17 protein-coding genes are annotated in these 26,965 nt (G+C 47.6%); 11 read left to right on the top strand and 6 right to left on the bottom strand.

Translation table 11 applies throughout. The features are described from left to right. The first annotated feature begins 287 nt into the window (after positions 1-287). The 3 genes from ACFOET_RS18525 (at position 288) to ACFOET_RS18515 (ending at position 2,690) form a co-directional block, all read left to right on the top strand. Positions 288-695 (top strand): hypothetical protein, encoded by a 408-nt coding sequence (locus tag ACFOET_RS18525; RefSeq protein ID WP_379025448.1) that lies wholly within the window; start codon positions 288-290, stop codon positions 693-695. 101 nt (positions 696-796) lie between these two features. Continuing rightward, positions 797-1,069, top strand: a complete 273-nt coding sequence (locus ACFOET_RS18520; protein ID WP_379025446.1) for a hypothetical protein — start codon at positions 797-799, stop codon at positions 1,067-1,069. Between the two features lie 214 nt (positions 1,070-1,283). After that, the gene (locus ACFOET_RS18515) at positions 1,284-2,690 is read left to right on the top strand and encodes a tail fiber domain-containing protein (protein ID WP_379025444.1); all 1,407 of its coding nucleotides are present in this window, start codon (positions 1,284-1,286) and stop codon (positions 2,688-2,690) included. Between the two features lie 85 nt (positions 2,691-2,775). Here ACFOET_RS18515 and ACFOET_RS18510 read toward each other — a convergent pair whose 3' ends face one another. The 5 genes from ACFOET_RS18510 to ACFOET_RS18490 all read right to left on the bottom strand — a co-directional run bounded on the left by ACFOET_RS18510 (position 2,776) and on the right by ACFOET_RS18490 (position 11,160). Continuing rightward, positions 2,776-3,996 (bottom strand): metallophosphoesterase, encoded by a 1,221-nt coding sequence (locus ACFOET_RS18510; RefSeq protein ID WP_379025442.1) that lies wholly within the window; start codon positions 3,994-3,996, stop codon positions 2,776-2,778. A 32-nt stretch (positions 3,997-4,028) separates the two neighbouring features. After that, a complete protein-coding gene (locus ACFOET_RS18505) occupies positions 4,029-5,792 on the bottom strand; it encodes a SusD/RagB family nutrient-binding outer membrane lipoprotein (protein ID WP_379025440.1) in 1,764 nt (587 codons plus the stop codon). Between the two features lie 9 nt (positions 5,793-5,801). Beyond that, positions 5,802-9,350 carry a SusC/RagA family TonB-linked outer membrane protein gene (locus tag ACFOET_RS18500; RefSeq protein ID WP_379025438.1) on the bottom strand — a complete coding sequence of 1,183 codons (3,549 nt, stop codon included), beginning with the start codon at positions 9,348-9,350 and terminating at the stop codon, positions 5,802-5,804. A 174-nt stretch (positions 9,351-9,524) separates the two neighbouring features. Further along, complete coding sequence (locus tag ACFOET_RS18495) at positions 9,525-10,499, bottom strand: FecR family protein (RefSeq protein WP_379025436.1); 975 nt, start codon at positions 10,497-10,499, stop codon at positions 9,525-9,527. Positions 10,500-10,572: 73 nt separating this feature from the next. Continuing rightward, entirely contained in the window at positions 10,573-11,160 is a 588-nt protein-coding gene (locus tag ACFOET_RS18490; protein ID WP_379025434.1) for an RNA polymerase sigma factor, read from the bottom strand. Positions 11,161-11,479: 319 nt separating this feature from the next. Between ACFOET_RS18490 and ACFOET_RS18485 the strand changes: the two genes are divergently transcribed. From ACFOET_RS18485 to ACFOET_RS18450, 8 genes are all read left to right on the top strand, one after another. Next, the gene (locus ACFOET_RS18485; protein WP_379025432.1) at positions 11,480-12,040 is read left to right on the top strand and encodes an RNA polymerase sigma-70 factor; all 561 of its coding nucleotides are present in this window, start codon (positions 11,480-11,482) and stop codon (positions 12,038-12,040) included. A gap of 116 nt (positions 12,041-12,156) precedes the next feature. Continuing rightward, positions 12,157-13,212, top strand: coding sequence for a FecR family protein (locus tag ACFOET_RS18480; protein WP_379025430.1), 1,056 nt, complete (start codon positions 12,157-12,159; stop codon positions 13,210-13,212). Between the two features lie 110 nt (positions 13,213-13,322). Next, positions 13,323-16,922 carry a SusC/RagA family TonB-linked outer membrane protein gene (locus ACFOET_RS18475; RefSeq protein ID WP_379025428.1) on the top strand — a complete coding sequence of 1,200 codons (3,600 nt, stop codon included), beginning with the start codon at positions 13,323-13,325 and terminating at the stop codon, positions 16,920-16,922. 20 nt (positions 16,923-16,942) lie between these two features. Then, entirely contained in the window at positions 16,943-18,724 is a 1,782-nt protein-coding gene (locus ACFOET_RS18470) for a RagB/SusD family nutrient uptake outer membrane protein (RefSeq protein WP_379025426.1), read from the top strand. Between the two features lie 184 nt (positions 18,725-18,908). Next, a complete protein-coding gene (locus tag ACFOET_RS18465; protein ID WP_379025424.1) occupies positions 18,909-19,901 on the top strand; it encodes an endonuclease/exonuclease/phosphatase family protein in 993 nt (330 codons plus the stop codon). Positions 19,902-20,055: 154 nt separating this feature from the next. Beyond that, a complete protein-coding gene (locus ACFOET_RS18460; RefSeq protein ID WP_379025422.1) occupies positions 20,056-22,575 on the top strand; it encodes a phosphocholine-specific phospholipase C in 2,520 nt (839 codons plus the stop codon). 58 nt (positions 22,576-22,633) lie between these two features. Then, positions 22,634-25,891: a TonB-dependent receptor gene (locus ACFOET_RS18455; RefSeq protein WP_379025420.1), complete on the top strand. Its 3,258-nt coding sequence runs from the start codon at positions 22,634-22,636 to the stop codon at positions 25,889-25,891. A 20-nt stretch (positions 25,892-25,911) separates the two neighbouring features. Next, positions 25,912-26,718, top strand: a complete 807-nt coding sequence (locus ACFOET_RS18450) for a S1/P1 nuclease (protein ID WP_379025418.1) — start codon at positions 25,912-25,914, stop codon at positions 26,716-26,718. Positions 26,719-26,819: 101 nt separating this feature from the next. On the opposite strand, the gene ACFOET_RS18445 is transcribed toward ACFOET_RS18450, so the two are convergent. Then, the coding region (locus ACFOET_RS18445) for a winged helix-turn-helix transcriptional regulator (protein WP_379025475.1) at positions 26,820-26,965 on the bottom strand (146 nt) is incomplete at its 5' end.

Here is a 26,965-nt window from a genome sequence, read left to right as displayed (position 1 = left end):
CACGAAGCGATTCACCTGTTAATATTTGCCAACGTTTCAAAAATTGCTGCGACACTGTTTGAAATCGCAAATGATGCACTGTCCGGAATCGGACAGTGCATCATTTGAAATTGAAGTTTCAGCTCACTTGAGCACTTTTGATAATGGCAGTGTTCTTGTTTCGCGGATATTAGTTTATACCCGCCTCATTTCAGTACAATGGCCATACTTTTCCGGTTTGGCTTAGCAGTAAGCAGGAAGCGACGCCTTTAAACTACTACTATGCCGATGCGGCGTTCATTCATGACATGAAGCTGGAATTTGTAGCGGACGGTAACTTTCATGCTTCATCACCGTCGAGCGACGAACGGTACCTGTTGGTAAATGAGCAAGCGGTCAAAGGGCTTGGGCTCAAAACCCCAACCGACGCCGTTGGTCAGGAAGTTTGGATCAATGATACCACCAAACTTGAGATCGTAGGGGTGTTAAAAGATTTTAATTATGAAAATGTGGGGAGGCCCATCATGCCGTTGGCATTCCGCCATAGAAAGAGCGCTTATAACTATCTATACATAACCGTAGACAATACGGATACACATGATTTAACCATGCGTATTGCCCAGTCGCTGGCGGACCTTTCTTTCTCACAGTCATTTCCGGTATCGTGGCTTGATGATCAAGGCGATCAGAAGAGGTTTTCGAACACGCAGCTATAGTGTCTGCCTTTCGAACATTTTAATCAGCGAATGACTTTGCCGCGAGAGAAAGATCAAAATCCAGGGTTGTAAAAGCAGATGACTTTGGCTCATTTGTTAGTATGGACGAAGCTGCTATCACAGTTAGGGGAAAGTCAACGACTGTAAAATATCGAGTGGTCGATAAGATCGGACTGCAGTATGCTAGGGTGGAATTCCAAAGCGGCGACAAGTATTTTTTCTACCGGGGGATGTATGGAAACGAAAAGAAGTGGGAAAACAGGTGTTTGCGTAGCGATTTGGTCGACGTGTTGTCTGATCCGTTCAACTCGGTTGAGGCGGTTAACCTTGGCGAGCACGATACGAATTTGGAAACGGGTAATAAAAATTTTTAGCGAAGCAGGGTATTGAATATCCTACCAAGCGCAGCCTTGGCCAGCCCCGCAAACGTCCAGGTAAGCAAATGTGTACAAGTGTTTTAATATCAGTTAAATTATAAGCTTTTTATAAAAATCAACGCATTACTAGTAAATAGTTATATAAAACGTCCTATATTAGTTCAAGCGATCACTTACACAAGCATTGCTCAGTATCAATAAAACACAATCTATGAAAATGAAACTTCTATGCGCACTTCTATTAGCAGGAATTACAACTGTTCATGCCCAGACCGGGATCGGTACTACGACCCCCAACAGTGATGCGAGCCTTGAACTTGGTGCTACCGATAAAGGCTTTCTACCCAACAGGGTTGCCTTGACCAACACGGCTGTATGGGGCCTGACTAACGGCACTGCTGCTCATGGCATGGTTGTATACAACACCAATGCTGGCATAGTCGGTACATTAGCTTATCCTGCAACAGGCACAGGGTTATATTACTGGGACGGAAACGGCTGGGTGCCCGCCAATAACCCCGGAGATCCCGATTACGACTGGTTGAAGGCAGGCAATCTGTTTCCGACTGCTGCGGGGGACAACTCAACCGATATTTACCATATCGGCGGTAGGGTGGGTATTGGCACCGCTAACCCTGTTAATACGATGCATGTAGTGGCTACTGCCGATGAAAGCACTACTGTTGCCAATAATATTGTGGCCCGCTTTGATCCTTTGGGCGGACAGAATTTTGATAAGGCTGCCGCGATCATAGTGAACGGCGGACGGGCCGTATTTGGTTATGACCGTGACTCTACAGGCGGCAAGTATGCTTTTTTAAGAGGAAATAACGCTGCCGACATTCGTTTGCAGGTAATAGATCCAACTGCTGTATTGCACCCAAAGTCACTTTTTATATCGGGTAATCACAGCCCCGGTTTTGTTGGTATTAATACTGATCGACCGCAAAGCCAACTGGATATTCGGGGAACTACAAGAATTTTGGCAGGCACCGGCACACAGACAGGAACTATGTGGCATGGCACTTCCAATTATAATGGATTTGAAGTTATGACATTGGATAACGGCGATGCATTTGCAAGTATACAGCGTTCCGGAATAGGGGGTTCGCTTTATCTTACCAAACCCGCTGGAACTGTCGCCAATTCGGCTTTTATGGCTTTCATGGTAGGTGGTGCTCATGTTGGCATAGTTCAATACAATGGATCGGGCGTTACTTATCAAACTACTTCAGATGTCAGGCTGAAGGAAAATATCCGTGTCTCTCAATACGGATTGTCTACTGTAAGTCAGATGAAGGTATATGATTACAATTTTAAAGCCAGCAAGGAAAAAACTATCTCTACCGGATTGATAGCGCAGGAGCTGTACGAATTGTATCCGCAGGCTGTCAGCGTGGGTGGGGAGGATGCCAAGGCCAACCCCTGGATGGTTGATTACAGCAAGTTAAGCCCTGTATTAATAAAAGCAGTGCAGGAATTGAACAAAAAAATAGAAACGATGGAACAAGCGCTGCAAGAGAAAAACCGGCAGATAGCTGAACTGCAAGCAACTGTAGAATCAGTAGCACAACTCACCGAGGAAGTGAACAAAATAAAACAAGCTGTAAGTAAGTAATAAACGGCAAGGATATGCGATTAAATACACCATCGCTTCCCTGCTATGCAACGAGGAAGCGATGGTTTAAAAAAACAAGATTGCGTTACTTGCTGATGGTAAATGAATCAAACAGTTCTCCCGATACTTTGTAAGCGTTGTATTCGAGATTCCTGTCCGAGATTTGAATCGTTTGGTAGAATTGCGTTTCGGTCAGCGCTACATCCATCCAGCGATCTGAATCGCTTTCATACATTTTGGGGCCAGCAACCGAAACCACGTACATCGGTCCCTTGGCGTGAGCACCTGGACCTCGGCCCCGGGCATACGTATGGTCGTGCCCCTGCAGAACCAAGTCGACTCCATATTGGTCAAATAGCGGTTTAAAAAGCTCGCGCAGTTCCGCATTGTCGCGGCGTTTGGAGGTGGAATAGACCGGGTGGTGCATCATGACGATGGTCCATTGCTGATTATTATTCTTGAGTATATCCTCCAGCCAGCGTAATTGTGCCTCCCTTGCTACCGAATCCAGCATGATCAACTGACTGTTTAGCGCAATGATGCGAACCTTTTGGTAATCCAGAAAATAAACGGCTTCCGTATTCGCTGGCCCGTTTTGCGGCAAGGTAAACTGTGCGCTCCAATGCGGATCCAATAGTAGGCGTTTTTGTTCGTCCCGAAAATATTCGTGGTTGCCCGGCGTGGGTACTGCTGGGATTATACGGTGTATAAATCCGGCTCCGTAGTGCCATTCTCCCCATTCAGTGTCGGTATTGGGGCGGTTGATCAAGTCTCCCGTATGGATGATAAAGCGCGCATCCGGTTGTGCTCTGAATGCTTGCCTGACGGTACGTGACCATCTTGATTTCAGATCATTTTGTCCATCGCCAAGGTAAATAAAGGAAAAACTGCTGTCGCTATCTGCAACATCCGCCGTACGGAATTGATTCCACTCACTCCAGCGCGCGCTATCGCCTACGCGGTAGACGTATACTGTGCCCGGCTTTAAACCGGAAAATTGTACATGATGGTAGCGATCCTGAACATCTCCGTTGCCTGTAAATGGCTGTGACACCGCCGGATATTCCTGAACAGATTTTTCCATATCCGGGGAGGAGTCTTCCTGTTTGATCTGTGCTTTGGCATCCTGTATAGAGAGGTCGGTACGCCAAGTCACGGTCTGCGTTTTGGAGGGGTCGCCCGACCAGGTCAGCACAATTCGGTCGGGATAGGGCGTGGACCTAAATTCCTGCGCGAATACCGCATATGCATTTAAAAAGAATAGAAGTAGGCAGATCAGTTTGCATATTGAATGAGATTTTATCATGTTATTATCGATTTATTTTAACTATATATTCATTACCATGGGTTGTCGGTGCCCTGTAGGAGCCACATCTTTGACCACTGTTCATTGGTAGCAGGCGACAGACGGCTGACGGCAGCGTCGGTATTGGCTTTGTTGTAATTCAGTTCGCTGTCGCCGTACATGTACCTTATCGGAATTTGTTGCCCTTTGGGGCCTTCTACGATATTTTTGCCGAGGTTCGGATACCCGGTGCGTCGCCAGTCAAACCATCCTTCCAATGTGGTAAATGCAGCCGCCCACTTTTGCTCCATAATGAGTTCCAAGCGATCGGTGCTGTTACGGTATTCGGCCGCTAGGCTAGTGCGAAAGGCAGTCGAGTTGAAAGGCATAATCGCGTGCGTCTCCGGGTTGTAAATGGTGCTACCGCTTCCTGCAACTCCATGCTGCTCTAGCGAGGCGAAAATGCCTGATAAGTATGCTTCTTCAGCATCAGCCTGTATCCATCCTCTTTCGGCCGCTTCCGCTAATAGGAAGTGGACTTCCGATGCCGTGACCATGTCAGCCTTCACGGTTGGGTTGGTGTTTTGGCGGAATTTTGGAGCCAGATAGGAAACAAATGGATTCGCTGCCCCACCGTTATATACGGAGCCATCAAGACCGTTGGCCTCGCGGAGCTGGTTGGCGTCAAACCCATTATAGGCATTTGGGTCGGACAATGCGATTTTGAGTCCCACAAATAAGGAAGTGTCAATACCCGGATGCAGCGTGCGCATAAAGCGCTTTACTTTACCATCCGTATCTTTGGCAATCACGACGTCAGCGCCCTTATCACGCACTAGGGTTTGGACCGCGACCGGCTGAATCCAGGCGACCAGCCGAGGATCCCGTTGCGCTGTTAAAAACTCCACCAGGGTGGCTGCAGCTTTTATGCGATAGAATTCGTGATCATTTGGTGCATTCAGCCGGCCCATTGGATACGAATCTGCGGCATTAGTACCGGGAAAGGCCAGCGATGCGTTTTCAGTCGCCTGGAGCAGGAGCGGGTAGTTGCTTGGATCCGCAACCATCGATGCAAATTCTTGGCTGATATCAGTGCCCAAGGCCTTCATTTCCGTTGCTTTGGCCGAAAGCCTCATCAGGTAGCGCAGGCGCAACGAGTTCGCAAATTTCCGCCACCGCAGCGCATCTCCTGCATACAGCAAATCGGCATCCGCAACCACCGTACCTACAGCACGGTCCACCCGTTGGAAATAGGTGTTTGCCGTCTGGAGATCACGCAGCAGACCGATGAAAATGTTGCGCTGTTCGTCAAACGAGGGTTGCAGGAATTCACTGCCCCTATTGGCCTCTGTGTACGGAATATCGCCCCATAGACTTGTCTGGATTCCGTACCAGAATGCCTGCATCGTCAGCGCGGCACCTTTCAAAAAGAGCGAGTCCGGGCTGTCATTGGCGCGGGTCTCTAAATATTCAGCGTTTGATAATGGTTGATGCATGCTTCTGTAATCCGACGAAACAGCATTCCAGCTAAACTGATTGGACACCACAAATTCCAGGAAATCGCGTTGAGTATATTGCATTGCTTGCGGGATAACACATTGAGTCACATTTCCCGTAAACGATAGATTACTCAGGCTGGTCGTTGTACGGGCCAGCACACCGGAAAGGACAAATGCAGGATTTACTTTATCGTCCGTCAATGCGTTGGGATTCATATTCAATTCCGTGAGGTTTTCCTTGCAACTGTGCAACACAAAGACCAGTAGCATGAGTCCTGAAAAAAAGCGAAGGCGAGTGATATTAAATTTCGGTTTCATACGTCAAGATTAAAATTGAACACTAAGTTTTAGGCCCATATTCATGGACCACGGATAGAAGGAAGCCCTGTCGAATCCCATCAGGTAGTTGCTGCCGGATGAAAACTGACTATTTCCATTCATCATGGTGGATTCCGGATCAATTTTGTTTTTGGCTTTCGTCCACAAAATGACGTTTCGCATATACCACGAGAGCGTGAGACCGCGCATGGACAAACGGGCTGCGAGGGGTTCAGGCAGGCGGTAGGCCACCGTCAATTCCCTAAGCTTGATAAAAGAGGCGTCATAAATCCAGCTTTGCACACCCTTGCTCCAGTATCCTGCTCCTGGATCGGCAATGAGATCCGCACGAAAATAGCGTGTGCCATCTGCTCCAAAGTTCTCAAGATACCCTCCGTTGCCATCGGAAATCACACCAGGAAAGAAGGCGCCGTTGGCCAATTCGTTGTTTCCATGCGCAAAGCCGCCGAGATCCGCGTTTCTTCCACCGACCCAGGTAAGTCCTCCCATTGCGTTGTATAGGTCCGGATTAGACCGAATTTCTTCCGCTAGCTGGGCGGCGTCGGCAAAGGAGTGATTGTTTAGAATGCCACTGAATGTGCTGGAACCGTTGCCTTTGTACCAACTCGCTGTGCGGCCATCCCGTGCAAGACGTTTCATACTTTCCGAATAATACTCACCACCCTGGCGACAGTCAAAGCTAGCGGATAATGAAATCCGCTTGTACGAGAGGTTGGTTTGGAGGCCAAGTGTATAGTCCGGATTGACGTTACCCAGGTGAATATATTCCGGGTTGAGCTGTACATAACCGTTGCCGTCCAGCAGGGGCCAGCCTTTATAGGTGCCCTCAGTTACCCGCAGCACGTCAGGTCCCCACATGTCTCCAACCGTTCCATCAACCTTTGTTTGGCTAAAGATATTGTTGCGCGACCAAAATTGATGGTTGCTCACTCCTTCAGGGAGCTTGGTGAGTTTGCTGCTTTCCTTGGTGAAGTTAAAGGCCACATCCCATTGCCAATTGGTACGCCGAATAGGTACTCCCCGCAAGGTAACCTCGATACCGTTGTTTTTGACAATGCCTGCGTTCACATTTGTGGCGGTAAAGCCCGTAGCGCCTGTAACCGAAATGCGGGAGATCTGGTTCTTGTTTTCCAATTGGTAATAGGTCGCATCGAGCCCCAGACGGCGTCCGAAAAAATCGGCTTCGAAACCTACTTCAGATGAAATAACACTTTCCGGCAAGAGATTTTGCGTAGGCAGCGTACCCGGCAGCACATAGGTGGTCTTGCCGCCCCATGTCGATTTGGATAATACCATCGACAAGGCATACGGATCGGTATCCTTACCTACTTGCGCCCAGCCACCTCTTAGTTTAAGCATGTCGACCGCCGCGGGCATCCTGATCATGTCCGATACGATTGCACTTAGCGATACGGATGGGTAGAAGTAGGAGCGGTTGTGTTCAGGCAGCGTACTGGACCAATCATTTCGACCGGACACTTCCAAGAATAGCAGATTTTTATACCCAATAGACGCGAGGCCATACAAACTCGGAATACGCTTATTTGCCTGGCCTACCCCGTACTGTACTGCAGCCCGGTCGATGTTTCCTGCCGTATACAAACCCGGCAGCTCAAGCCGTTCTCCGCTGATGCTGGATACTGTATTGTTTTGAAAGAAAAGGTTTCCTCCGGCGGATAGGTTGATGGTTAGGTCTGTTAACTCCTTTTTGTAATTCAATAAGAAGTCGGTATTCAGCTGTTGCGATTCTCTCCCGATGTAGGCGTAAGCACCTTCCGGGAATGATTTTTCGGAAATGGCGGTACGGTTTTGTGTAGTGTACGACTCGTTAAACCCTCCTATTCTCGTCATTAAGCTTAAATGAGGTGTAATCGCCCAATCGAGTTTTATATTGCCATAGGGTCTGATTTTTTTGAATGTGTTGATATTTTCATTGGCCGTAAACCATGGATTGTTAAAACCCCGCGCCCATGTTGACTGGCTGGCACCAGGTTCGGCCCAGTAGTCTTTGAGGTCATGAATACTCAGCCAATTGGGCGTGAAGTACAGATCCTCGTAGGGGTAATTGTCGTAGGATAGTCCGCGGTTGTTGTCAGAACCTGAATTAAGGTAATTAAAATTCATGCTCACTTTAAGCCTTTCGTTAATCGCATATTCCGTGAAAATACTGACGGCGTCCTTGCGGAGATTAGTGCCGGGGTAGATACCCGTGGCGCGGGTATCCGACAGGGATAGGGAAAAATTGATCTTCTCGCTATGGTGGCTTACCCCTAGATTGGTGATGAAGCTGTTTCCGACGTCCAGAAAATCGCTGACATTATTTGGATGTGCCGTCAAGGGGCTTGCTCCATCGCTTCCAAACCGGACAACTTCCGTACCCATTTCAGGCCCCCACCACAGGTTGCTGGTCTGATCAAAATTGCCGTTGGATCCATTAGCAAAGCGCTGCTGCTGTGGGATATATTGATATGGAACCGTGGCCGTATATGCGGTATTGAAGTCGATGCCTAGCCCACGACTATCCTTGCCTTTTTTAGTCGTTACCAATAGCACCCCGTTGCCGGCCCTGGATCCATAAAGTGCTGCTGCACTAGGTCCTTTCAGCACGTTTACACTTTCGATATGGTCCGCGCTCAGATCGGACAGCACACTTACATCGGTACCTGTCGGCACACCATCGACCACTATGAGAGGAGAATTGTTTCCAGACAGCGAGGTATAGCCCCTGATCAGGACGAAAGGTTCGCTATTGAGCTCCGAAGTGGGATTGACGACGCGAAGACCTGTTACCCTCCCGTTTAGCGCATTGACCACATTCTCCTGAGGTACTTTAGCCATGTCTTCGCTGCCTATCTCGTCGACAGCGTAACCTAGAGATCGTGCCTTTCGTTTGATACCCAACGCCGTCACAACCTCTACCTCAGCCAATTCATTTAAGATGGGAGCCATAATGATGTCTCGGTTTACCCGTTGCCCCGCAGTTACGGTCACTGGTGTCAGTCGCTGCGTAGCATAGGCAACATAACGAACTTCCAGTGTGTATTGTCCCGGTTGCAGTGCTGCGCTGTAGCGTCCATCTGTATCCGTAGGATAATTTTTGCCGTTTTCAACGATCAACACCGTGGCACCCGCCAACGGATTCCCCTGTTGATCAACGACACGGCCCTGTATGTGGCCCGGTTGTTGTAATTTATGCAACATGATGGTTCCAGCCTTTTCGACAAAACCAATATGTTTGTCTTCAAAGAGGCTGCTCAGCACCGTTCCAAGTTTTTGGTTTTTAAACCTAACCTCTTTATAGTTGATTTTCTCGAGCCCCAGGCTATTGGTGAATGCAAAATCCACACCCGTGGTACGCTGGATTTCAAGGATGATTGTAAAGGCATCCGTCGAGCCGCAGGTGAGGTCAACACGTTTTTCCAAGAGCTGCCCATAGCTGTCCGTGGCCATTAGAAACTGGCTGGCAGAAATGATCGATATCGTTGTAATCAATATGACGCGCATAACTTTCCGGGCTAATGGTATACGTAAATTCATTATTTGGTTAAAAATATATTGCTCCGGCCACGGCGACATATCGCCGTGATTTTTGTACTTTTGGAGCGTGAGTGATTAATATAATTACCGCAGATGATGGCTGTAGTGCAGCGACCAAACTTTGCTACAGCCCATCCATTATACAGGTGCCGCACTTTGCAGCGCCTGTTTGTGTTAATAAATGGCTATTGTTCCGTCTTCCTCCTCTTTGTATTTTTTATTTAAGATGGTGCACATGAGCGATATGGCTTCGGTTTTGTTCATCGTAGGCTTTAGTGTGAGTGTGTACAAATGCGAAGCGACTTCCGGATCTTGTGTGTTGAGCTTTATACCGTAAAGATTCTGAAATCCCCGGACGACATCTTTGAAGCTGGATTGATGATAGATCAGCCGCCCTTCACGCCAGGCCATCACATGCGTCAGTGATGCCTGCCCAATCTGGAATTTACCCTCATTTTTATGATACGTCAGCTCCTCATTTGCGGTTAATTTCGCTAGCGATGCGGTTGTATCGTGCCTTACCGCTACGCTACCAGTGCGCACAGCGACCTTAATCTGTTCCAGATCTTCATAAGACTGGATGTTAAAAGACGTTCCCAATACACGTATGGACAGCCGTTGTGTGTTTACAATAAAGGGCCGCGAGGTGTCGCTTTTGACCTCAAAGAATGCTTCTCCTGTCAACTGTATAGCTCTGTTATCTTTGTTATAAGCAGGTGAGATTTCCAATACCGAATTTGCATTAAGGTATACAGCAGAGCTGTCGGGCAGCAGTATGCGCTTCAGATTTCTGACGCCCGTCGTGATCTGCCGTGGAGCGCCATGTTGTTGCGTGTCGTTTTTCCAAGAAAGCAAGCTTTGACCTATTTGGCTTTGATAGCACAAAAGTCCCACACTCACTACAACGATCATACTCGCCGCCACTTTCAATAGGGGGTGCAGATACCAAGGTGTATGTATCCTTCGCTGTGGATGATGTTGCCAAATCCGCGCCCGGATGGCTCTTTTACTGTGTTCGTCTTGGAGGCCTGGCACGACTGGCGGCTGATCAAAGGTTTCGTACCACTCGTCTACGATATAACGTTCAGCCTCGCTGGCGGTACCCGCGTCGTATTTTTTAAGTAAATCCTGTAGTTTCCTGATCTTCACTTTTATCGTGTTGTTCTACTATAGTAGTGCGGAAACACAGGCAATGGTACTTCAATAAAATATTGTGAAATTGTTAATTTAATATAAACAGCGTCAGCGCCGCATAAAAAGAAGGCGGAATGTGCGGATGCTGTTCGGCAATGACACGGCGAAGACGCCGCAAAGCTTCGGAGTTGTTGTTTTTGACGGTTTGCTCGGATAGACCGAGTGCTTCGGCAACCTGAGCGACCGTTAGATGCGAAGCACGCATAAGAAAAATTTTACGCATGTTCTCGGGCAAGCGGGCTACGGCCGCATCAAGCGTTTGATGTACTTCTCCGGCAGAGAGGAGATCCAATATTTTGTCTTCAAATTGCTCCATGTGCAAAACAAGGTGTTCCATGCTACTTTGGTGTAATTGGCGCAGCGCGGCACGTTTGATCACCTTGTATTTTAGCGCTGACCGGAGGTAAGCCGACCAAGACGTAGTGATGGTCACTGTATTTCGACGTTCCCATAGTTCGGCAAAGAGGTCCTGAACGAGATCCTCTGCCTCAGCCTGATCGCGCAGACGTACGTATGCCTGGCGGTAGAGATCCTCCCAATAGGTATCTACCAGACGGTCGAAAGCCTTTGGGTTATCGTCTCGAATGTTTTCGGCTAGCACTACCAAATCCGCCATGTATGCATTTTTGTGGCAGCAAAGATAGGTACTGCATGTTACGCCAAAATTAATTCTCTAGAATCCTAGTTGTTTGGCAAAATGTCCAACTTACCAAACTATTACAATACTTCGTTTACGACTTTTTGTGTGGATTGCTGAGATCAGCCGAGTCGCTAATTCCTGTCATTTCTGCTATAGGAAATTGGGGCGACAAGCGGAGCTATTGTTTAATCGAAAGATAATATAACAGTAATTGAATGGAAACCTATACAACCCCCTAATAAACTAATTTTGCAAAAACTTCATCCTTGGCGTCAAACCAAAGTGCAGAAATGATATGCAGGATAACGTCCTAGAAAACGAATTACTATCACGACTCCGCAAAGGGGATGAGCAGGCTCTATCTAAATTAATGGACCATTACTTTGTTCCATTATGTAGTTTTTGTAATGTGTTTATCGCAGATATGGCTACTTCAGAGGAGCTTGTGGCCGATGTGTTCTATACCATATGGACTAAACGCATGACGCTGGAAATCCATACCAATTTTAAATCGTACATATATACAGCCGTCAAAAACAAAGCTTTAAAAAAAAAGAAAAATCTATCCTCATCGAGGTCAGTTCCTTTGGATACCATGACGTCTGATGTAGTTGATCCACAGAACGCCTTGACACAACTCACACTACAGGAGTTTAATTGCGACATTAAGAACCTGATTCAAACACTCCCCGAAAAACGGCGTGTTATTTTTGAACTCAATCGGTTCGAATCTTTGTCTTATAAAGAGATTGCAACGTTATTGCATATTTCGGAGAAAACAGTACACAATCAAATAAGTCTCGCTATTAAATACCTGCGCCCCCGTATAAGTTCGCTGCTGAACAACATATCCTAAACAAGCCGCATTACAAATTTTCATCTCATAAAGTTGTTCCATTCTTAATAATTTGTTAATCGACTAGGTCGGGAAGAAATATCCAAAAAAGGATCTTACTGATAAAAGCGAATTAAATGGGGGGCAGTGAAATTCTGGAACTTATTGCGAAGCACCTTTCTAATGAGAGCACGACGGACGAGGATATTGTATTGGCCTCATGGATAAATAGCTCCGAAGCAAATCAACGACTATACGAGCAGGTTAAACGGGCGTGGGCTGAAAGTCAACCTGCCTCAGATCCCGAGCGTTTAGCACGAGGCAAAGCGATGGTTTTTGGGCGGATTAGAGAAGAAGCCTCTCAAGCAAATAACTACTCCCTCCCGACCCCTCGTTGGTGGAAGAAAGCGCCCATTGTCCGTGTAGCAGCAGCTTCATTGCTCGTCGCCCTGAGCTGGTTTGGCTATATCGGGATAGCCACGCTATCTCAGCAGCGCTCAACAGCCTTCGTAAATGTGGAGAATAACGGTGAACTCAAAGAAGTGCTACTTCCCGATGGAAGTACCATATGGCTCCATTCGGAAAGCCAGATTCAATATGCCGACAATTTTTCCGGGAAAACCCGTGAAATTTTTCTAAACGGGGAGGCTTTTTTTGATGTAAAGAGAGATGTATCCAAACCTTTTATCGTTCATGCCGGATCGTTGACCACCCGGGTGCTGGGGACGTCCTTTACTATCAGGGCGTACGCTGAACAGTCTGACGTTGAAATCACAGTATCTTCGGGAAAAGTGTCTGTATCCGATTCAGCCGGTGTAATCGGAGAGTTGGAAAAGGATCAACAACTATCCTATCAGAAGTCCACTGGCAGGTTTACCAGTCAGCCGGTAGAGTCGCACAGTACAAGCCTTTGGAAGAGTGGTGAACTCGTTTTCGATATGGAAACCTTCGAGGAGGTCGCCCGCATTCTTGAGCGTCGGTACAATGTCCAGATACAATTTGACAATAGTAAAATTAAAAACTACCCAATTTCGGCTCGGTTCAGCAAGGATGAACCCCTTCAGCAAATACTCCATATGCTGGGACTCGTTACCGATACCGAATCAATATTCAATGACGGGACAAACATCATATGGATACGCGAAAAAAACAGGAAAAACAATAATGTAGATAATAGGCCTATGGAAAAATAATCATCAAAATATGGAGCCAGAACGGATATCCGGCTCCAATATCTTTCATCACTGTCAATTGAGAAAGACAATCAATAACCCGCAAGAATCATCAATTTACTTCAAATTTAATGAAAAAAAATAGTTACTTAACACTTACATACTGCTGCAGGGCATGTTTCAAAAAGCGAAATCTTATCGTTATCGCTACGCTGTTGGTACTTCTGGTGAATGTATGGAATGCCCAGGCCAGTAGTGAAGACTTACAAAAGGAAGCTGACAAAATTACCCTAAGCCTAAAAGAAGGATCGTTGACGCAAGCGCTTAAGCAAATAGAAAGTGTATCCGGTCAAAAATTTGTTTACAACCCCGATTTAACAGCACCCTATAGCATAGAGAAGCAAGAGATCTTACAAAAGGATCTTGATTCCGTGCTGACCAACCTGATTGCTGGAACAAATTTAACGTTTACACATGTTGGCGAAAATATCGTGATATTACCAAAAAGTTCGGGCCAGAACAGGACCGTTTCCGGAAAAGTGCTCGATATCCAAGAACAGCCCATTGTCGGCGCAACCATCTCCGTAGAGGGATCAAACCGGGGTGTCATAACCGATGAAGACGGGTCATTCAGACTGTCCATTCCTCAGGGGGAAACTGCGCTGGATGTACGGATCGTAGGCTACATCAACAAAACAGAGCCGATATCTGATTCGCAAACCGATCTGGTTATTTATCTGCAGGAAGATGTTAAAGAACTCGAAGAAGCCGTGGTGGTCGGTTATGGCACACAAAAGCGTGTCAATCTGACCGGTGCTGTCTCGGTCGTAAGCGGCAAAGAACTCGCGGATCGAGTCACGCCCACCGTAACCGGCATGTTACAGGGAATGGTGCCTGGTGTCAACGTGACCACGAATGCGGGCAAACCCGGCTCGACGCCGGACATCAATATACGGGGTATAACCTCGATCAACGAAACGGAACCGTTGGTGCTGATTGATGGTGCTGTAGGTGACCTGAACCGCATCAACCCGGCCGACGTCGAGTCGATTTCCATCATCAAAGACGCTTCCGCCGCAGCCGTTTATGGCGCGCGTGCGGCTTTCGGTGTTATTTTGGTGACAACCAAAAGCGGAAGTAGCCAAGACGGAAAAGCCACGGTCAATTACAGCTCGCGTATGGGCTGGGAGGAACCCACCACGTCGAAAGACTACGAATACCGCGGATACTGGTCGGTGTTTTTGGTCAACAAGTTCTGGCAGGCCGACTCGGGGAACAAATATATCCAATACACCGATAAGGATATGGAAGAGTTGTGGGCACGCGTAGACGATAAAACTGAACATCCCGATCGGCCGTGGGTCATTGAAGACGTTCGCGACGGTAGAAATCGTTGGATATACTACGCCAATCAGGACTGGTGGAACGGCCTCTTTAGCAACAACAACCCCTTCCAGCAACATCGTGTCTCATTAAGCGGTGGCTCAAATGACGTAAAATACTTGGTATCCGGTTCCTATCTTCGCCAGCAAGGGATGCAGAGGCATCATCCTGACGTGTTAAACCGCTACAACATGCGCTCCAAAGTTGATTTCAACATCAATAAGTGGGCTACCTTATCAAGTAATCTCGCCCTATATGATTCCAAATACAGCAACCAAAACGGTATTGATGGCCTCATCCACAATGCCGCCAACCACGCGCTCGCAAATTTCCCATTCTTCAATCCCGATGGAACAGGTATCTACGATACTGATGGGTTGATAGGAACGTATAAAGTGGGAAATGGTCGCCAAATCATGTTGGTAGATGGGCTGCACCCCACGATTGATTCTGACAACGATATCTCAAGCACAACACGTTTGGTGATGAACCCCATCAGAACTCTGACCATCACGGGCGACTTCACCTATCGATTCTACCAACGTCGCAGCACTGCCCGTGGTAACCCACTGTCATACCGTGTATATCCCGATAGTCCTATTGAGGAGTACATCACCGGAGCAGGTATCAACCGGTTGACTGAAACTGTCGGCACGAATAGATACAAAGCGTTCAATGCTTATGCAAACTACGAAGATACCTTTAACGGAGCACACCATCTTACTGCGGTGGGTGGGTTCAACTACGAAACTCACCACACTAAAAACGTGCGGGCCGTTGGCGAAAACCTTGTCGTGTCCGATATAAACGACCTAAATCTTGTGGGGACCGACGCCAATGGCGCCGTTATCACTAGTGTCGGCGGGGGCCAAAGTGAGTGGGCGTTGTTAGGGGTTTTTGGTCGAGCCAACTACGACTACAAGGGGCGCTATCTAGCTGAATTCAGTGGTCGCTATGACGGCACTTCTCGCTTTGCTCCGGAGAGCCGATGGGGATTTTTCCCTTCGGCATCAGTAGGTTGGAGGATCTCGGAAGAACCATTTTTCAAGAATGGTGGAGCCGGTAATCTGATAGATAACCTCAAATTGAGAGGTTCTTTCGGTAGCTTAGGTAATCAAAACGTGTCGAGCTATTATGCTTATATTCGATTGGTGTCGATCAGCAATTTGAATCAGCTGTTCGGTGGAAACACACCTTCCAAACAAGCCGCGCTGGGAGCCCCACTGGCCGATGATCTCACTTGGGAGACTGCCGAGCAATGGGATCTGGGACTCGATTTGAATATGCTGAATAACCGTTTGAGCATGACCACCGATCTCTATATACGAAACACGAAGGATATGCTTACGGTCGGTGTAGCTTTGCCTGCAGTCTATGGGGCGAACCCTCCCGAGATGAACGCCGCCGACCTGCGCACCAAAGGCTTCGAGTTTTCTGTCAACTGGAGAGATCAATTCAACCTGGCTGGAAAACCATTTCAATATGGCTTGGGTTTTAACCTCAGCGATTACAAAACCGTGGTCACCAAATATGACAATCCCGAAAGATCATTTGCTAAAGATCATTATGTTGGACAGGAGTGGGGTGAAATCTGGGGCTATAAGACTGACGGGTTCTTCAAAACCGATGAAGAGGCAAGACAATACGCCGAAGAGGTGGACTTGAGTCTACAATCTTCGCGGTTAACCGGCGGCTGGATGGCGGGAGACCTCAAATTTCTCGATCTAAACGGCGATGGCGTTTGGGGAGTTGGTGCCAATACCGTAGACGATCCGGGTGACCTTGCGAAATTGGGCAACTCACTCCCGTCACTATCCTACGGCATTAATGCGAGCATACGTTGGATGGGTTTTGACGCTACCGCCTTTTTCCAAGGTGTTGGCACCCACCATGTCTATCTCCATGGTAATACCAGAGATTTCTGGGGGCACTATTCAGCGTCTTACGGATCCTTTATGCCCTATAACTTTATCGACAAAGTATGGTCGGAAGACAATCCCGATGCCTATTTCCCGAGAGCGAGAGCCTATCTGGCAACCGGCGGTTACCTGGCCAAGACCAATGATCACTACCTCCAAAACCTAGCATATTTGCGCCTTAAGAACTTGACTGCCGGCTATACGTTGCCTGTAAACCTTTCAAAAAGGTTTGGCATTGATCAGCTTCGGCTCTACTTTTCAGGCGAGAACCTAGCATATTGGTCGCCACTAAAAAAGAACACAAAATACCTCGATCCCGAAACAGCGTATATCTACCGTAACAGGCAGTTGTCCGACCAAGGAAAAACTGATCAGGCCTACTACCCTTGGTCTAAAACATTTACGTTTGGCATAGATATCACTTTTTAATAAAAAAAATTACGATAACAATGAATAAAATACTTTCAATATTGTCGATTACAGTGCTTTCCGCAATTTTATCGAGTTGTGAAAAACTGCTCGACAAGCAACCACTGAGTCAGATTCCTGAAAGCGGCTACTTTAGAACTGAGCAAGACCTCGAGTTCTTCACCAATCCGTTATACAACATGTTAAATATGGACGACCGCCAGCAAAGTGATCATCTTGTACAGATGACGCTCTCAGAAATAATTATCGGCGGAAACCGTCGTACGGTGCCCAACTCGGGCGGTGGATGGGATTGGGGCGACCTGCGGCGAATCAACACCTTTCTCGCTCGCGTTGACCAGGCCGAAGACGAAGCGGCGATTAGCAAATATTCCGGCGTGGCACGCTTTTTTCGCGCCATGTTCTATTTCAACAAGGTGAAACGATTTGGCGATGTGCCCTGGTATGATACGGAGCTGGGCACGTCTGACGAGGCGCTTTATAAGCCACGCGACCCGCGTGAATTGGTGATGACCAAGATGGTTGAAGATATCGATTATGCCATTGCCAACCTTCCCAGCGAAGTCAGTGTTTTCCGCGTCAACAAATGGACGGCATTGGCGCTCAAATCGCGTTTTTGCCTCTATGAAGGCACTTTTCGAAAATACCATGGCGGTGATGAAGCCGACAAATACCTGGAACTAGCAGCCGCTGCCGCTAAAGAGGTGATCGATGGGGGCAGGTATAGGCTCTACACAACCGGTGGAGAGGAAAAATCTTACTTCACCCTCTTCAGCCAGGACGATGCAGACCCGGGCGAGTTTATTTTGGCATACGATTACAGCTCCAGCCCTCGTGTCAACCACAATGCGTCATCGTTTACCATGTCTGCAGCGCAAGGGCGCCCCTCGTACACCAAAAAGTTTGTCGACACTTACTTGATGAAGGACGGTTCTCGCTTCACCGATCAAGACGGTTGGCAAACCATGACCTTTATCGACGAGGTCCAAAACCGCGACCCCCGCTTGTCTCAAAGCATCCGCAACCCTAAATTCACCTTATCGGACAATAAGCCGTTTCCGAATAAATTTTCGACATCGGTCAACGGATATCACCCAATCAAGTTCTTGCAAGATGAAACACTCGGGTATGATGTCCGTGTAGGCTACTCGTCAAACGACCTTCCGATTTTTCGCTATGCCGAAGTACTGCTCAACTATGCGGAAGCCAAAGCAGAATTAGGCACATTGACCCAAACCGATATAGATATTTCGATCAAACTACTCCGGGACAGGGTGGGAATGCCCAATCTCGATGTAGCTACGGCAAACGCCAACCCCGACCCATACCTCTTATCGAACGAGACGGGATACACCAATGTGACCGCTGCCAACAAAGGGGTGGTCCTCGAAATCCGCCGCGAAAGAGCCATCGAACTTGTTCAGGAAGGTTTCCGATTGGACGACCTGGTACGATGGAAGGCAGGATATTGCATCGACCAGCCTCTGCTAGGTATCTACTTCCCTGGCCCAGGTGAATATGACCTGACAGGTGACGGAAAAACGAACCTTGTACTCTACACCAAGGGCAATAAGCCGGCTGACGAAGTGGGTGTCGAAATGTTTGAACTCGGTACCCCGGTCAATAATGGGGGTATGATCCTCACCGAAGGTACTAAAGGTAATGTGTTCTACCATAACAACATCGCGCTGGCAGGATTCAACGAACAAAGGGATTACTTCTATCCGATCCCCATCAACGAACGCTCGCTTAACAACAACCTCGATCAAAATCCTGGTTGGGTTGACGGGCTCAATTTTTAAATTGGTAAAACCTGCATGAACTGACGCTCAAAAAAGAGCATGATTGACTCAGCTCATGCAAGCCGAATCGCCGATAGAAAACAAATTTAATCAGATGAAAATTTGGGAAGGTGCCCGTTCAGCACTGCCTGAGGCACCTTTCTATTTAGTTTGAAGGTCTTACTATTCCAATCATATGGCTTCCATGAAGAAACTAACATATATCGTTTTATTTGGTTTATTGATGGGATCGTGTGCACAAAAAGCACGGATCCCCGCCCGATCAACCGGACAGGTGAACACGGGCAGTATCGTAAAGCCAATTGATTATACTTATCCTGCGGACTCTTCTTTTAAAGTCATTTCCTGGAATGTGGAACATTTTGTGGATCTCCACAATGACCCTTATATCAACAACAGGCGTGAAGACAATCCTCCCGAAAATATGCAGCGGCGTATCTCCCTGTTGCTGAAAGCCCTGAGAATGGCAGATGCCGATATTGTCGTGCTACAGGAATTCGAAAGTGCCAAGTTTCTTAAACAACTGGCACAGGATTCATTGGCTGATATGGGCTATATTTATTTTGCTGATGCGCCTAGTCATAATTGGTACATGAACGTGGTGGCGATGAGCAGGTTTCCGATGGGACTGATGACCACCTACGGTTTGGCCACGACCTCGCTACCAGGCTTCGTGAACGAGCAAGGCAAGGCTGAAACCCAGAACCACATCAATACCCGCATGTGGTCCGTAGATGTTTTTCCTTCCGAAAGCTATTCATTTTTGCTCACGGGGGTGCATTTAAAGGCGGGGCGGAGCGATAGGGATGTCGCCATGAGAAAGGGACAAATTGCGCTGCTTACGGAAACCTTTAATCGCTATTTGTCGCTCAACCCACAAACGAACATGCTTATGGCCGGCGATTATAATGCAACCCCAGATAGCGAAGAAATAGCGATGCTCACCAAGGACCCTGCGCTAAAGAATCACTTTGTCGATATCATTGACCCCGAGGTCTTGTCCCATCCATCAAATGCGCCCACAAGACGCCTGGATTATATTCTTGTCAATGAAAACATGAATAAAGAAATCCTCGACGGGGGGGCAAAGGTTATGCAGTTCTTCCCTCCAGAGACCATGAGGCTCATCAGTGATCATTTACCGATCGTCGCCAGGTTTTTAAAAGAGGACAAGTAATGATTTTGAAACCTGCATAAATTGCCTCAAGCAAAAGGATACGAATAATTTATGCAAGCTTCATCACCGTTAAAAAGCAAAATGCGAAACATTCATGAATACGATTGAATGCAAACACAAATGAATAATTTCATCAGACGGAAAAATTCATAGCATGAACAATTCGAGAAGAGATTTTATCAAAAAGGCTGCACTACTCTCCGGAAGCGCGGCTTTAGCAGGCATGCTTCCACCAACTATCGCAAAAGCATTAGCCATTGATCCGGCACCGGGAAGCACGTTTTACGATGCCGAGCATATTGTTTTTCTGATGCAAGAGAATCGTTCCTTCGATCACCTGTACGGCACATTGAAAGGTGTACGCGGATTTAACGACCCTAGGGTTATCGATTTGCCAAATAAGAACAAAGTTTGGTTGCAATCCAACAAAGAAGGCAAAACATATATCCCTTTCCGTTTAAACACGCAGACTACAAAAGTGCCATGGATGGGCTCTACGCCACATGGCTGGGCAGATCAAACGGACGCGCGCAACAAAGGGAAATATGATAAGTGGCTGAATGTCAAAAAGCCCTATAACAAGAAGTACGAAGACATTCCGCTGACGCTCGGCTATTGTGATCGGGCAGATTTTCCATTCTATTATTCGCTGGCAGATGCTTTCACTGTTTGTGATCAACACTTTTGTTCCAGCATCACCGGCACACATCCAAATCGCTGGTACTGGATGACCGGAACCATTCGGGAGCGCAATGTTGTAGATGCAAAAGCACATGTATGGAACAACAGTGACTATAATAACCCGACGCTAAACTGGAAGACATACCCCGAACGACTGGAAGAGCAGGGCGTATCCTGGCGGATTTACCAAAACGAACTTACCATGGGTTTTGGCTTGAGCGGCGAGGAAAGTAGCTGGTTGAGTAATTTTGGAACCAACGTAATGGAATACTTCCATAATTATAACGTGCGTTTACACCCGAGTGGCATTGCCAACCTGCATGAGCGGGAGAAAATTGCACAGGCAGAGATTGATCGCATCGGAGAAAATCCGGTGGAAGAAACTGATCAAAGAAGATTAGCCGCGGCTAAAAAGGTACTTGCGATGATCCAGGAAGGAAAGAAGCGCTATACACATGAAAATTTCAATAAGCTGTCAGCCTACGAAAAAGCCTTAAATAACAGAGCCTTCACAGTCAACAGTCAGGATCCCGATTTCCATAAGCTAACGACTCTTCGCTATGATGACGAGGGAACGCCGCGGGAATTGAATGTGCCAAAAGGCGATGTGTTACACCAATTCCGGGAAGATGTAAAAAATGATAAACTGCCTACAGTCTCCTGGTTAATGACTCCGGCAAATTTTTCGGATCACCCAGGACGCCCGTGGTTTGGTTCCTGGTATGTGAACGAGGTGATGGAAATCTTACTTGAAAATCCGGAGGTATGGAAAAAAACAATTTTTATCCTTACCTACGACGAAAATGACGGCTTCTTCGACCACGTGGTTCCTTATGCTGTGCCAGACCCTTACAAAGCGAATAGCGGTAAGGTTTCGGCTCCGATTGACCCGAAGATGGATTGGGCGTTAAATACACAGCAAACCAATCCTTCGAGTAGGAACGACAGATTACGCGAAAGTTCTTTAGGGTTAGGTTATCGCGTGCCGCTAGTCATCGCTTCACCGTGGACAAGAGGCGGATATGTCAACTCGCAGCTGTTTGACCACACCTCTTCCATTCAGTTCCTTGAAAATTTTCTCGCCAAGAAGTTCGAAAAAAAAATAGAAGAGAAAAATTTAACAGCTTGGCGGCGGACGATTTGCGGCGACTTAACATCTGTTTTTCGCCCGTACAATGGAGAAAAATTCAGCGACCCGCAGTTTATCGATAAACATGCATTTATGCACGACATCCATAGATCACAATTTAAAGATGTCCCGCAAAACTACAAGAATTTATCGGCTGCCGAAATTGATCAGATTAACGAAAACCCGTCGGCATCCGTGTTTTTCCCACAACAAGAAAAGGGTGTTAAGCCGTCTTGTTCGATTCCTTATGAACTGTACGTACAAGGAGCGTACGATCCCGAGGCGGAACGCTTCGAACTATCCTTTACCGCCGGCAATGCAGCATACGGCCCCTTGTCCAGTGGCTCCCCCTTTTTGGTTTATGCCATGAATCCCTACGAGAATGAAGTGCTACGCACATGGGAATACGCTGTAGCTCCCGGCGACACCTTAAAAGATGACTGGCAACTCAACGCATTCGACAGCAATGCATATCACCTCCGTGTATATGCGCCAAATGGATTTTATCGTGAATACCGGGGGCGGCAGAAACAGTCCGTCGTAACCGCCAATTGCCGATACGAATCGTCATCAGACAGTACAGCAGGAAATTTGACAGGCAATCTGATAATTGACCTCCATAACCCAACGGCGGAAACACAGACTGTCCTGTTGGAGGATCTGAGTTACAAACAAGGAAATCTCCAACAGAAACTGGCACCCGGCCAAGCTTTGTCTATCACCTTAAATTTACAAAAGCAATATCATTGGTATGATATACGCGTCAGTCTTCTGGGCAATGATGATTGGGAGGAACGTTACGCCGGCCATGTCGAAACCGGAAAGCTTTCGAAAACCGATCCACTCATGGGAGGGATTGTCTAATCGGAAAAAAGACGGTCTGAACACCCGATAAAAAAGCATAAAAAACAACAAAGCACACATGAAGAAACTATTGATCCTATCAATACTGCTCCTGGTCTTCAGCCTTGGAAATAGTATTGCACAAAATGTAACAACAGCCCAGATGAGTGGCAAAATTGATACCGAAAACGGACCCTTAGCAGGTGCTTCCGTCACGGCGGTACACCAGCCTTCGGGTACCAAATATCAGATTCAGTCCAATAGTGAAGGGCGGTTTACCTTAAGCAATCTCCGCATTGGAGGTCCATATTATGTATTGGTAAGTCACGTTGCCCATCAGCCGCAAAAGGTCGACAATATTACGCTCTCTTTAGGTCAGGATCTGTACCTGCCTATTATGATCTCCGGCGGTATGCAACTGGATGAGGTCGTCGTCAACGGAGCTGGCGATAACCTGATGAATTCCCAACGGGGCGGAACGGCGTTGAATATTTCGCGCGAAGCGATGGAAACAATGCCGACCGTGTCGCGAAGCATTAACGACCTGACCAAAGCAATCCCCCAGTCCAACGGCACGAGTTTTGGCGGAGCAAATTCCCGCTTTAATAATTATACGATTGACGGGAATATCTACAATAACAACTTCGGGGTAACCGGCGGACAGTTTGCGGGCAGCAACCCGATCTCGCTCGATGCCATCGAAGAAGTGCAGATCAACCTCGCGCCTTTTGATGTACGCCAGGGAGGATTTACCGGCGCCAATGTCAATGCCGTTACGCGTTCCGGGTCGAACCGGTTTACTGGATCCGTATATCATTACTTGCGAAACGACCAGATGACTGGTGACAAATCGTTTGAGGAGCGGCTCAACAAGGGGGACTCCGAAAACAAGATCACAGGATTTCGTTTAGGCGGTCCCATTATCAAGGACAAACTATTCTTCTTTGTAAACTATGAACAAGAAGGCCAATTGGCGCCCGGCAACAACAAACGGGCGTTACGGGACGGTGAGTCGCCTGATCCAGCCCGAAACATTATCCGCGTGCCCTTCGAACGCGCACAGTACGTACAGGACAAATTACAGGAACGCTATCAATACAATACCGGCGATTTCGAAAATTACCCGTTTGCAAATAACAGCAAGCGGTTCAATGCCCGTTTAGACTGGAACATCAATGACAAGCATAAAATGTTCATCCGGTTCAATGATTATAAACAGTTTCGGAATGTTCAGAGCAACAACAACAGCCTAAGCTATCTTCCCAGCTCGGTCAGTATCACAGGAAGCCGTAATGGCAGCGAAGGGCTCAATTTCTTCAATTCGACCTACACGAACAATATTCAGGTTCGCTCCATCACCGGGGAACTTTCTTCTATCCTGAGTAACCGTATCTCAAATCAGTTTTCAATAGGCTATAGCAGTGTTGAAGATCCTCGAAGAGGAGTGCCCGGCGGTCAGCCATTCCCCTTTATCGATGTATTGGAGCCCGACACGGATGGCCAGCTGAAATACTATTTTTCTGTTGGTAACGAACTCTTCACCGTTGGTAATGTCGTTTCGAATAATACCTTCAATATCACAAATAACACCCATATTGCATTAGAAGACCACTTTGTGACGGCAGGTGTTAATTTCGAGTACATGACTTTCGAAAACGCATTTAACCCCATGTTCAACGGTTATTACCGCTACAGTTCGTACGATGATTTTGTGCGGGCCGTAATCGACCGCGATCCTACAGTACAACCTTATGCCTTTGCACAGGGATATAGCTATGGTGATCCAGCTGTTCCTCCTGTCGATGCGACGCGCTTTGCGCAGCTGAGCCTGTATGTACAGGATGAATTTAGACCATTAAGCAATTTAAAGTTGACATTGGGGCTTCGTGCCGATATGCCATTCTACCCGATCTCTCTTCCGCCGAATGATAGGCTGTTGCAGTTTGAGCTGACCGATCCTAGAGACGGTTCTACCGTTATTCCCGATGTTTCGCAGCTGCCGAAAGCAAAGCTTGTGCTCTCGCCGCGCTTCGGATTCAACTACGATGTCTTTGAAGACCGCAGTATGCAGATCCGCGGCGGTACGGGGATCTTTCTCGGTAGAATACCTTTCGTGTATATCTCCAACCAGGTGAACCGGAATGGTGTGACCCGTGGCGGCTATGGCATGACCGGTGATGACTTTACCGCAGATCCTAGACCATTTAATCCCGATGTGGACGCCTACCGGCCGGATCCGTCTACGCTGGAAGCACAGGTTTCTAACGAGATTAACCTCACCGACAAAGATTTCTCCTTACCGAAGATATGGCGAAGTACGCTCGCGCTGGATAAAACACTTCCGGGTGGCTTTGTAGCTTCCGTAGAGGGTATTTTCTCGATGGATATGAAACAGGTGACGGCAGAAAATTTGGTATTGCCTGAGCCACATGGTTACTTTCAGGGCGCGGACCCAAGACCGTATTACACATCATCAACGACGAGCAGCACATTTAGCAATGTGTACATGTTGCGTAACGCAGAGAAGAACGGTTATTACTACTCGTTGACCTTTCAGTTGAACAAACGCTTGTGGAGGGGGCTCACCGGAAACGTCGCCTATACCCATAGCCGCGCCAAAGATTATGGCTTCAGTGGGGGAGCACAGGCCGCCGAGATCTGGCCCAGAACCGTGCGCGAGAACCGCAATAACCCCGAGCTCGGATACAGCAATACCCATTACCCACACCGCCTGATGGGCTGGCTGAGCTATAAAACAGGTAGCACCACCATATCCGTGTTTTATGATGCCGGACAGAGCGTGTACAGTTACACTTATCAAGGCAACTTCGGCGATGGAGCAAACAGGCTTCTGTATATCCCGAACAATGCGTCTGAGTTACGGTTTGAAGAGTTTACCGTAAATGACGAGATGTACACTCACGAAAGACAAGCTGCGCTACTGGAAGCCTTTATTGATCAGGATCCGTACCTGAAGGGACGTAGAGGGCAATATGCTGAGCGGAACGCAGCGAAGTATCCCTGGAATCATACTTTCGACCTGCGCTTGGTTCAGGATTTGAACATTGTACGTATTAAAGAAACTAATCACCGTCTGCAGCTTTCCTTTGATGTGCTCAATATCGGAAACCTGTTCAACAGCAACTGGGGCGGACGCAAGACGACCGACTTTGCGCAGCTTCTAAGCTACCGTGGGGTCAACGATAACCAAGAGCCTGTCTATCGTATACGATTGGCTAACGGAACTAACGAGCCACCGACAGAAACATTTAGAAATAGTGTGAGCCTGTCCAACACCTGGAGAGCTCAGGTAGGTATTCGGTATATTTTTGATTAATCATTTAAGAAAACATAGACATGAAAAAGCAACATATGATAAAAATATTCGTCCTCGCCCTTTTGGTGAGCATCGCACCCCTGCTGAGCAACGCATGGGGAGCGAAAGGACATCGTGCGATAGGCCGTATTGCCGAGCAGCACCTAAACAAAAAAGCGCTGGCCGAAGTGCGTCGTCTGCTGGGCGACGAATCGATGGCGATGGTCGGCACATGGGCCGATGAGGTGATCCGCACAGAGAAATACAAAGACAGTCAGCCTTGGCATTATATCAATATTCCAAAGGGATTGGATCGAGCTGGCGTGCACTCCTTTTTAGCCGAGCACCGAGACAAAAAAACAGCCTACTCGGGTATCCAAGAGATGATAGCCATATTAAAGGATAAAAGTAAATCGTCTGACGAGCGCGCCGATGCGTTGAAATTTCTGATCCACTTTGTTGGCGACATGCACCAGCCGATGCACTGTGGCCGTCTGGAAGATCGCGGTGGAAACGACATACCCGCATTGTGGCGGCGAGACTCCACCAATCTGCACGCGATATGGGATAGTCAAGTCATTGAAGGGATAGGACTAAGTTTTTCGGAGATGGCGGAAGAATACGATCGCATGGACCCGGCATCGATCCGCGAGATACAGCGGGCATCGATCGAAGATTGGTTTTATAGCTCCTACCAGATCAGTGAACGTATTTACGGCGAGATTGAAGCCAATCCCTCCGCGACGCAAAATACCTATATGTATGTCCGTCAACACCGCGACGACATCAAGGTAGCCATACGCAATGCCGGCTATCGCCTCGCGGGATTGCTCAACGATATCCTATAGCCTGGTGCTACTGCAATTGAAGGTGGCTGTCACGATTTGTGGCGCCACCTGTTCTTGTAGCTACAAGTTGCCTACGGCAACAAGTACATCAAAACGCACCATTAAACTTCCTCTTCCAACTCCTGCAACCTTTCCTTTACCAATTCCGAATGGTCCATTCCCCACTCATTAATCTGGGATAAAAGGGGAAGTAAGCTATTGCCAAAGGCTGTGAGCTGATATTCGGTCTTTTTGGGATAAACATCTT

Source organism: Parapedobacter deserti (assembly GCF_042646065.1).
GTDB classification, from domain to species: Bacteria; Bacteroidota; Bacteroidia; order Sphingobacteriales; family Sphingobacteriaceae; genus Parapedobacter; species Parapedobacter deserti.
This window is presented reverse-complemented; position numbering and strand designations above follow the sequence as displayed.

Coding starts and splice junctions, on each gene's coding strand:
- ACFOET_RS18455 (WP_379025420.1), top strand. CDS start 22,634: ATGAAGAAACTATTGATCCTATCAATACTGCTCCTGGTCTTCAGCCTT.
- ACFOET_RS18505 (WP_379025440.1), bottom strand. CDS start 5,792: ATGAAACCGAAATTTAATATCACTCGCCTTCGCTTTTTTTCAGGACTC.
- ACFOET_RS18510 (WP_379025442.1), bottom strand. CDS start 3,996: ATGATAAAATCTCATTCAATATGCAAACTGATCTGCCTACTTCTATTC.
- ACFOET_RS18475 (WP_379025428.1), top strand. CDS start 13,323: ATGAAAAAAAATAGTTACTTAACACTTACATACTGCTGCAGGGCATGT.
- ACFOET_RS18480 (WP_379025430.1), top strand. CDS start 12,157: ATGGGGGGCAGTGAAATTCTGGAACTTATTGCGAAGCACCTTTCTAAT.
- ACFOET_RS18500 (WP_379025438.1), bottom strand. CDS start 9,350: ATGAATTTACGTATACCATTAGCCCGGAAAGTTATGCGCGTCATATTG.
- ACFOET_RS18450 (WP_379025418.1), top strand. CDS start 25,912: ATGAAAAAGCAACATATGATAAAAATATTCGTCCTCGCCCTTTTGGTG.
- ACFOET_RS18515 (WP_379025444.1), top strand. CDS start 1,284: ATGAAAATGAAACTTCTATGCGCACTTCTATTAGCAGGAATTACAACT.
- ACFOET_RS18460 (WP_379025422.1), top strand. CDS start 20,056: ATGAACAATTCGAGAAGAGATTTTATCAAAAAGGCTGCACTACTCTCC.
- ACFOET_RS18470 (WP_379025426.1), top strand. CDS start 16,943: ATGAATAAAATACTTTCAATATTGTCGATTACAGTGCTTTCCGCAATT.
- ACFOET_RS18465 (WP_379025424.1), top strand. CDS start 18,909: ATGAAGAAACTAACATATATCGTTTTATTTGGTTTATTGATGGGATCG.
- ACFOET_RS18520 (WP_379025446.1), top strand. CDS start 797: ATGGACGAAGCTGCTATCACAGTTAGGGGAAAGTCAACGACTGTAAAA.
- ACFOET_RS18490 (WP_379025434.1), bottom strand. CDS start 11,160: ATGGCGGATTTGGTAGTGCTAGCCGAAAACATTCGAGACGATAACCCA.
- ACFOET_RS18525 (WP_379025448.1), top strand. CDS start 288: ATGAAGCTGGAATTTGTAGCGGACGGTAACTTTCATGCTTCATCACCG.
- ACFOET_RS18485 (WP_379025432.1), top strand. CDS start 11,480: ATGCAGGATAACGTCCTAGAAAACGAATTACTATCACGACTCCGCAAA.